This is a genomic window from Glycomyces sp. NRRL B-16210 (genome assembly GCF_000719515.1).
In the GTDB taxonomy this organism is placed as follows: Bacteria; Actinomycetota; Actinomycetes; order Mycobacteriales; family Micromonosporaceae; genus Glycomyces.
Map to the genome: position 1 here is coordinate 1 of NZ_JOGR01000032.1, position 327 is coordinate 327.

At 56.3% G+C, this 327-nt stretch carries 2 rRNA genes; both read right to left on the bottom strand.

Annotated features, from left to right (window positions below):
• A 5S ribosomal RNA gene (gene rrf / locus IF12_RS0122405) occupies positions 1–90 on the bottom strand; the annotation flags it as partial.
• A gap of 135 nt (positions 91–225) precedes the next feature.
• A 23S ribosomal RNA gene (locus tag IF12_RS26400) occupies positions 226–327 on the bottom strand; the annotation flags it as partial.

Sequence of the window (327 nt, forward strand, 5' to 3'; positions counted from 1 at the left end):
CCCCTCGGGTGCAGTACCATCGGCGCTGGAAGCCGTAACGACCGGGTTCGGAATGGGACCGGGTGTGACACTTCCGCTTTCACCACCAAACAAACCTGCGGCAAACCGTCTCCAAAAACCAGCCGACGAGTCAAAAGACTCCTCGCGGTTTCGAGCACTGGTATTGTCTCAGAATCGCATAGCGTGCGTGAATGCCTGTTTCCATCCGACCTTGAAGGCCGTGTAAAGGTTAAGTTCTCGGCGGTTAGTACCCGTCCACTCCACACCTCGCAGTGCTTCCATGTCGAGCCTATCAACCCAGTCATCTTCTGGGCGCCTCACCAAACT